Below are 554 nucleotides of genomic sequence, written 5' to 3' on the forward strand. Positions count from 1 at the left end.
TGCGTTACGGCGAGTCACGATCAACGATGACATAATATTCTTTTTTCCTTTCATATGTGCCTTATTCAAAGCGAATAAGGCATAAATCTAGTGAGGCTAAGAAACCCCAGCCGCTAAAACAACAATGTTTTAGATGGAGAATCCGCCGCTTCCAGCAGCACCCCCGCTGCTGCGAATAGTCCACGAGCTGCCCGAATAGAGAGCCTCGAAGGTAATATCCGTATCAACGTGTTGTTTACTGGAGTCCACATCTTTACTCATGGAGTTCACGACGACGTAGGAACCCATATTCATCTTCATCGTGCCATCCCAGGAGTAGAAGCTGCCGCTGCTACTCGGGGTGGAGGTGTTCAGCGAGAACACAACGGTCGGGTTGTCCAGCCAGGCATTGCCCTCTTTGATCATTTTGAGCATCTCTGAAGCATCAGTGTTACTGGACAGACTCGACTTTTCAGATGACACCAGAGCGCATTTCTCGAAAGGCTCCATATCGCCGGTCTGGAAGAGGTACTGCATGGAGGCCGCGATATAGGCGATGTTTTCGTAAAGTCCGT

1 protein-coding gene is annotated in these 554 nt (G+C 49.3%); it reads right to left on the reverse strand.

Features of this window, described 5'->3' with window-relative positions:
- Positions 1-129 precede the first annotated feature (129 nt).
- The coding region (locus tag HMPREF2554_RS09245) for a DUF6318 family protein (RefSeq protein WP_246826054.1) at positions 130-554 on the reverse strand (425 nt) is incomplete at its 5' end.

This window comes from Rothia sp. HMSC071F11, assembly GCF_001809115.1.
GTDB lineage: Bacteria > Actinomycetota > Actinomycetes > Actinomycetales > Micrococcaceae > Rothia > Rothia dentocariosa.